The following is a 6,618-nucleotide window of genomic DNA, read 5'->3' on the forward strand; positions in this document are numbered from 1 at the left end:
GAAGAGAGCGGGCCGGCGGTCGGGGGGACCGCCGGGCCCGCTCTCGCCGTATGCGACTCTTCGCCCCCGCGGGATCGATGCCCTCGCAGGATCGTTTCCTCGGTGAGCTCCCGTGCCCGTGCGTCAGACGCGGACGGTCTCGCGGTGGCCGGCGGCCGCCGCGGCGATCCGCCCCATGGCGGTGTCCCGGCCGCAGGCGAAGGCGCCCAGCGCCGTCTGGCGGGCCACGATGCCGCGCTCGGCGCGCATCAGCCGCAGGCCGCGCCGGACCAGGTACGGCACGGGCTTGCGGGCCTCGCGGACGTCGCGCAGCAGTCGCTGGCGGAACGTGGCGGAGGGCCGGCCGCGCAGGCACAGGGCGTCCGCGAGGTGCCCGAGCTCCCGGCACCGGCCGATGATGTCGGCGGCGAAGATCCCCTCGGCGATGAACAGCGGGGTCCGCCCGATGTCCAGGTGGCTCTCGCCGCTCCGGGAGCTGGTGGAGATGTCGTACACGGGCACGTTCGTCCGGCCCGTGCGGCACAGCGCGTCGATCGCGGCCACGGCGGCCTCCGCGTCCCACGACAGCGGGGAGTCCCAGTCCGTGCCGCCGCCGTCCGCGAGGAGCGGCAGCGTCGGGTCGCCGCCCTCCTTGTAGAAGTCGTCCAGGTTGAGCACCGGCAGCCCGGTACGGGCGGCGAGGGAGGACTTTCCGGAGCCGGAGGGGCCGGTGAGCAGGATGACGCGCGCGGCGGGCGAGTGGGAGGTCACGGGACACCAGTGTGAGGCATTGCGCCGCATGGGGGATCCCCCTGGGTCGCGACGTGCGCGGTGAGTAGTCGATCCACTACGTTGCGTTGTCGTTCCGAATCTTCTCACGGCAGGTGGTCATGGCCTCCCACGCACGTCACGCACGTCACGCGTTCCCTCCCCCTCCGCGCCGGCGCACGCTGATGCGTGTCGGGCTGACCGTATCCGCGGGCGCGGCGCTCGCCGCGGGCGGCGCGGCCACGGCCCACGCCGAACCGCAGGCGCCGCGCGCCCAGCTGGGCCGCACGGACGTCGGGGCGGCGTTCGAGGGCACCGGCATCGCCCTGGAGAAGTCCGTCGAGGGCCTCTCGCCGGTGCTGAAGTCCTTCAAGTACCACCCGCTCGCGGCCACCCCGGTGGACCCGCTGAACAACGGCGCCCGCACCCAGGTCGCGGACTTCAAGCCCGTCGGCACCGACGTGGTGACGTCCCCGGTCACCAACCGGGGCCAGGTCGGCGACCTGCCCCTGGTGGGCCAGGCGCTGAACGTGCTGCCGAGCAACGGCGGCTGAACCGGCGACCGGACCGGCAGCGTCCGGACACGGCGACGACGACGGCGGCGGTCTCCCCCGCGAGGGAGACCGCCGCCGCCGTCATGTCACGACCGGGGGTCCGTCAGTAGGACGAGCCGCCCGCGCCCAGCGAACCCGTCGGGTGCCAGACGGTCTTCGTCTCCTGGAACGCCATCAGGCGCTTGGTGCCCGGGTCGGCGGCCCAGTCCACAGCCTGTGGACGGACGACGCGCTTGAGGTTGTCGGCGGCGGCGACCTCCAGGGCCTTCGCCAGCTCGGCGTCGGCGCCCGCGAGGTCGATCGCGTTGACGTCCTGGTGGGCGGCGACGGACGGGAAGATCTCCGAGGCCTTGCCGGACAGGATGTTGACCACGCCACCGGGCACGTCGGAGGTGGCCAGCACCTCGCCCAGCGACAGCGCGGGCAGCGGCGCCTTCTCGGACGCGACGACGACCACGGTGCTGCCGCCGGCGATCACCGGGGCGATCACGGAGACCAGGCCCAGCAGCGAGGACTCCTGCGGCGCCACGACGGCCACGACACCGGTCGGCTCGGGGGAGGAGACGTTGAAGAACGGCCCCGCCACCGGGTTGGTGCCCCCGGCGATCTGGGCGATCTTGTCGGTCCAGCCCGCGTACCAGACCCAGCGGTCGATCGCGGCATCCACCTGGGCGGCCGCCTTGGACTTCGACAGCCCCTCGGCGTCGGCCACCTCGGCGACGAACTGGTCCCGGCGGCCCTCCAGCATCTCGGCGACGCGGTAGAGGATCTGGCCCCGGTTGTAGGCGGTCGCGCCCGACCAGCCGCCGAAGGCCTTGCGGGCCGCGACGACGGCGTCACGGGCGTCCTTGCGGGACGACAGCGGCGCGTTGGCGAGCCACTTGCCCTTGGAGTCGGTCACCTCGTACACCCGCCCGCTCTCGGACCGGGGGAACTTGCCCCCGACGAACAGCTTGTAGGTCTTGAAGACACTGAGCCGATCAGACATCGAGGTAGGCCTCCAGACCGTGACGACCGCCCTCGCGCCCGAAACCGGACTCCTTGTAACCACCGAAGGGCGACGTGGGATCGAACTTGTTGAACGTGTTGGCCCAGACGACACCCGCGCGCAGCTTGCTCGCGACGGCGAGCATCCGCGAACCCTTCTCGGTCCAGATGCCGGCCGACAGGCCGTACTCCGAGTTGTTGGCCTTGGCCACGGCCTCGCCGGGGGTGCGGAAGGTCAGCACGGAGAGCACCGGGCCGAAGATCTCCTCGCGGGCGATGCGGTGCGCCTGGGAGACGCCGGTGAACAGCGTCGGGGCGAACCAGTAGCCGTTCTCCGGCAGCTCGCACGCCGGGGCCCAGCGCTCGGCGCCCTCGGCCTCGCCGCTGTCGGCCAGCGCGCGGATGCGGGCCAGCTGCTCGGCGGAGTTGATCGCGCCGATGTCGGTGTTCTTGTCGAGCGGGTCACCGACCCGCAGGGTGCTCATCCGGCGCTTCAGGGCGTCCAGCAGCTCGTCCTGGATCGACTCCTGCACCAGCAGGCGCGAACCGGCGCAGCAGACCTGGCCCTGGTTGAAGAAGATCCCGTTGATGATCCCCTCGACCGCCTGGTCGATCGGCGCGTCGTCGAAGACGATGTTGGCGCCCTTGCCGCCCAGCTCCAGGGTGAGCTTCTTGTCCGTACCGGCGACGGTCCGGGCGATCGCCTTGCCGACGGCGGTGGAGCCGGTGAAGGCGACCTTGTCGATCCCGTCGTGGCCGACGAGCGCGGCACCGGTGGTTCCGTCACCCGTCAGGATGTTGACGACACCCTTGGGCAGCCCCGCCTGACGGCAGATGTCGGCGAAGAACAGCGCCGACAGCGGCGTGGTCTCGGCTGGCTTCAGCACGACGGTGTTGCCCGCGGCCAGCGCCGGGGCGATCTTCCACGCCAGCATCAGCAGCGGGAAGTTCCACGGGATGACCTGACCGGCCACGCCCAGCGGCTTCGGGTCCGGCCCGAAACCGGCGTGGCCCAGCTTGTCGGCCCAGCCCGCGTAGTAGAAGAAGTGCGCGGCGACCAGCGGCAGGTCCGCGTCGCGCGTCTCCTTGATCGGCTTGCCGTTGTCCAGGGTCTCCAGGACGGCCAGCTCGCGCGAGCGCTCCTGGATGATCCGGGCGATGCGGAAGAGGTACTTCGCGCGCTCGGAGCCCGGCAGCGCGGACCACTTCTCGAACGCCTTGCGGGCGGCCTTCACCGCCGCGTCGACGTCCTCGGCGGACGCCTGCGCGACCTCGGAGAGGACCTCCTCGGTGGACGGGGAGACGGTCTTGAAGACCTTCCCGTCGGACGCCTCGCGGAACTCGCCGTCGATGAACAGCCCGTACGACGGGGCGATGTCGACGACCGAGCGCGACTCGGGCGCCGGAGCGTATTCAAAAGCCATGATCAGTCCACCGTCACGTAGTCGGGACCGGAGTAGCGCCCGGTGCTGAGCTTCTGGCGCTGCATCAGCAGGTCGTTGAGCAGGCTGGAGGCACCGAAGCGGAACCACTCGTTGGTCAGCCACTCCTCGCCCACGGTCTCGTTGACCAGCACCAGGAACTTCAGCGCGTCCTTGGTCGTCCGGATGCCGCCGGCCGGCTTCACTCCGACCTGTACCCCGGTCGTGGCGGCGAAGTCGCGCACGGCCTCCAGCATCAGGAGCGTGTTCGCCGGGGTGGCGTTCACGGCGACCTTGCCGGTGGACGTCTTGATGAAGTCGGCGCCCGCGAGCATGCCCAGCCAGGAGGCACGGCGGATGTTGTCGTACGTCGACAGCTCACCGGTCTCGAAGATGACCTTCAGCCGGGCGGCGCTGCCGTCCGGCCGGACGCAGGCCTCTTTGACGGCCTTGATCTCCTCGAAGACGGAGAGGTAACGGCCGGACAGGAAGGCGCCGCGGTCGATGACCATGTCGATCTCGTCCGCGCCCGCGGCGACGGCGTCGATCGTGTCGGCCAGCTTGACCGGGAGGGCGGCACGGCCGGCCGGGAAGGCGGTGGCCACGGACGCGACCTTCACCTCCGAGCCCGCGAGGGCCTCGGCGGCGGTCGCCACCATGTCGGGGTAGACACAGATGGCGGCGGTGCGCGGCGTACCGCGGTCCGTCGGGTCCGGGTTGAGGGCCTTGGCGCACAGCGCCCGGACCTTGCCCGGGGTGTCCGCGCCCTCCAGGGTCGTCAGGTCGATCATGGAGATCGCCAGGTCGATGGCGTATGCCTTCGCCGTCGTCTTGATCGATCGGGTGCCCAGCGCCGCGGCGCGGGCCTCCAGCCCGACCGGGTCGACGCCCGGCAGGCCGTGCAGGAAGCGGCGCAGCGAGGCGTCGGAGGCGGTGACGTCCGCCATCGAAGCGAGTCGCTCAGCGGCTTCATTGCCGGATGAGGGGAACCTCGGGGAGGGGGTCATGGTCACCGGATGAGCATATCTACGCGCGTAGCGCGTGTCACCCCCTCCGGAGGGCCTTCTTCCGCAGCGGGGGATATGTCATGACTCATCCAGATTCAATGGCAAGCGATAGCTCATCTTCCGGTTGCTGTCGATGTTTGGTGACAAATACGCGAAGGCGTGCTCACACAGGATCCATAGATTCTTCTCAGCAACCCCGCCCGACCTCTCCGGTCCCAACCGAACCGAGGAAAGCGGCATGCGAATCCCCTACCTCTGACTCCACATAGGAGCCCTGCATGTCTGCTCTGTCCCCGCGCCGCCGCTCCGTTCTGCGCGCTGCGATCACCACTGCCACCCTCGCGGGTGCCGTTCTGGCCCCGGCCGCCGCCGCGTTCGCGGCGGACAGCGCGCCTGTGGTCGCGCCCGCGCCCGCGGCCGCGGTCAACCCGGCGGCTCCGGCCGCGAAGCCGGCCGCCGAGCCGGGCGTCCCGGCGAAGCCGGCCGGCGATGCCGCGCCGAAGACGACGTCGGCCGGCGAGGACGCCAAGAAGACGGCCGCCGACAAGCAGACGGGGACGCCGGCGAAGGCGGGTGCCGAGAAGGCGGCGAAGAAGGACTCCAAGGACTCCGGGGAGAAGGCCGACGCCGAGGAGCTCGTCGGCACCCACGACCTGCGCGGCAGCGCCGTCATCCGCGTCTACAAGATCGGCCCGAACCACTACCAGGGGCGGATCGCCCGTACCCATGCGTCGGGTGCGGCCGTCGCGATCGTGGAGGCCGACGGCAAGACCGGCTCCGTCATGTTCAACGACCAGCTCATCAAGGTGAGCGCGACCGACGGCAGCGTCGAGATCCTCAACGACAAGGGCAGCGGTGGCCAGGGCCCCGTCACCCCTGTCCGTTACACCGGCAACGCCGTCTACATCGGCAACGGCCTGGTCGCCGTGCTCCGCAACGACCCCGACGCCGGTGGCCCCGAGGCGTGGATCCGAGCCGTCGGCGAGCAGTGGAAGCCGGGCGACACCTACATGCTCAAGGTCCTCGGCAAGCTGGACCGCGACGAGACCTCCACGGAGGTCAAGGGCCTGCGGCTGCGGCTGCTCGACGCCAATGGCTCCGCCCCGGTGCTCGAGGTGCGCGGCGACGGCGGCACCAAGACCTTCGCCCTCCCCAAGGGCCTGCCGGCCGCCGGCAAGAACACCGCCGAGTCCGCCGAGGACTGCGTCGTCACCAAGGAGGTGAACATCGGCGCGGGCACCATCGCCGTCATGACCAACGGCCCCGAGGGCCCCTCGGTCCGTTACAAGGACGGCCCGGGTGACATCAGCGACGTGATCGCCGACCGCGCCCACCCGCAGGGCGACGGCAACATCAAGATCCTCGACGCCGGCAGCGCGCACCCGAAGCTCTGGTTCAAGATGCAGGGCGGCGGCTACCCGGCCGGCACCGAGGCCTTCCCGGTGCCCTCCGCCGACTGCGTCACCGACGGCCAGTCGACCGGTGCCACGGGCGGCTCCGCCACCCGGGCCAAGGCCGTCAACGCCTCCGCTCAGTTCACCCAGACCAAGGCGATCCCGCAGGGCGGCGTGGCCGCCGGTGCCGAGGGTGTGCGCGAGGGCAACGACACCATGCTCCTCGCGGCCGGTGGCGCCCTCGCCTCCGTCAGCGCCGCGGGCATCGCCTTCGCCGTGCTGCGCCGCCGCGCCGTCGGCTCCGCCGCCTGAGTCACCACCCCACCCACCCGCGAGGGCGGGCCGCCACCTCACCGGCGGCCCGCCCTCGTGCCGTAGCGCCCGTCCAGGAGTCCCGCATGACCCCGCCCTCCGGCGACCTCGCCCGCGCCCGCCGGGCCGCGGCGGCCGCGCTGCTCGCCGTCGCCCTCGGCGGCGGACTGCTCGCCTGCGGCACCGGCCCGCACAC

General features: G+C 71.6%; 6 protein-coding genes. 2 read left to right on the forward strand and 4 right to left on the reverse strand.

The window, feature by feature from the left end; translation table 11 throughout:
• Positions 1–123 precede the first annotated feature (123 nt).
• Positions 124–780, reverse strand: a complete 657-nt coding sequence (locus K6I33_RS29430) for an ATP-binding protein (RefSeq protein ID WP_229357588.1) — start codon at positions 778–780, stop codon at positions 124–126.
• Between the two features lie 152 nt (positions 781–932).
• On the opposite strand from K6I33_RS29430, the gene K6I33_RS29435 reads away from it, so the two are divergent.
• Positions 933–1,301, forward strand: coding sequence for a hypothetical protein (locus tag K6I33_RS29435; protein ID WP_229357589.1), 369 nt, complete (start codon positions 933–935; stop codon positions 1,299–1,301).
• A gap of 103 nt (positions 1,302–1,404) precedes the next feature.
• Here the strand turns inward: K6I33_RS29435 and K6I33_RS29440 are convergent, their stop codons facing one another.
• The 3 genes from K6I33_RS29440 to deoC are packed head-to-tail and all read right to left on the reverse strand — an operon-like array spanning position 1,405 to position 4,656.
• Positions 1,405–2,289 (reverse strand): aldehyde dehydrogenase family protein, encoded by an 885-nt coding sequence (locus tag K6I33_RS29440; RefSeq protein WP_229357590.1) that lies wholly within the window; start codon positions 2,287–2,289, stop codon positions 1,405–1,407.
• The gene (locus K6I33_RS29445) at positions 2,282–3,712 is read right to left on the reverse strand and encodes an aldehyde dehydrogenase family protein (protein WP_229357591.1); all 1,431 of its coding nucleotides are present in this window, start codon (positions 3,710–3,712) and stop codon (positions 2,282–2,284) included. Before K6I33_RS29445 ends, K6I33_RS29440 begins: the two co-directional genes overlap by 8 nt.
• Positions 3,713–3,714: 2 nt before the next feature.
• Complete coding sequence (deoC, locus tag K6I33_RS29450; RefSeq protein ID WP_229357592.1) at positions 3,715–4,656, reverse strand: deoxyribose-phosphate aldolase; 942 nt, start codon at positions 4,654–4,656, stop codon at positions 3,715–3,717.
• Between the two features lie 338 nt (positions 4,657–4,994).
• On the opposite strand from deoC, the gene K6I33_RS29455 reads away from it, so the two are divergent.
• Positions 4,995–6,422: a hypothetical protein gene (locus K6I33_RS29455; protein ID WP_229357593.1), complete on the forward strand. Its 1,428-nt coding sequence runs from the start codon at positions 4,995–4,997 to the stop codon at positions 6,420–6,422.
• The last annotated feature ends 196 nt before the right edge of the window (positions 6,423–6,618 follow it).

This window comes from Streptomyces sp. UNOB3_S3 (genome assembly GCF_020740895.1).
GTDB lineage: Bacteria > Actinomycetota > Actinomycetes > Streptomycetales > Streptomycetaceae > Streptomyces.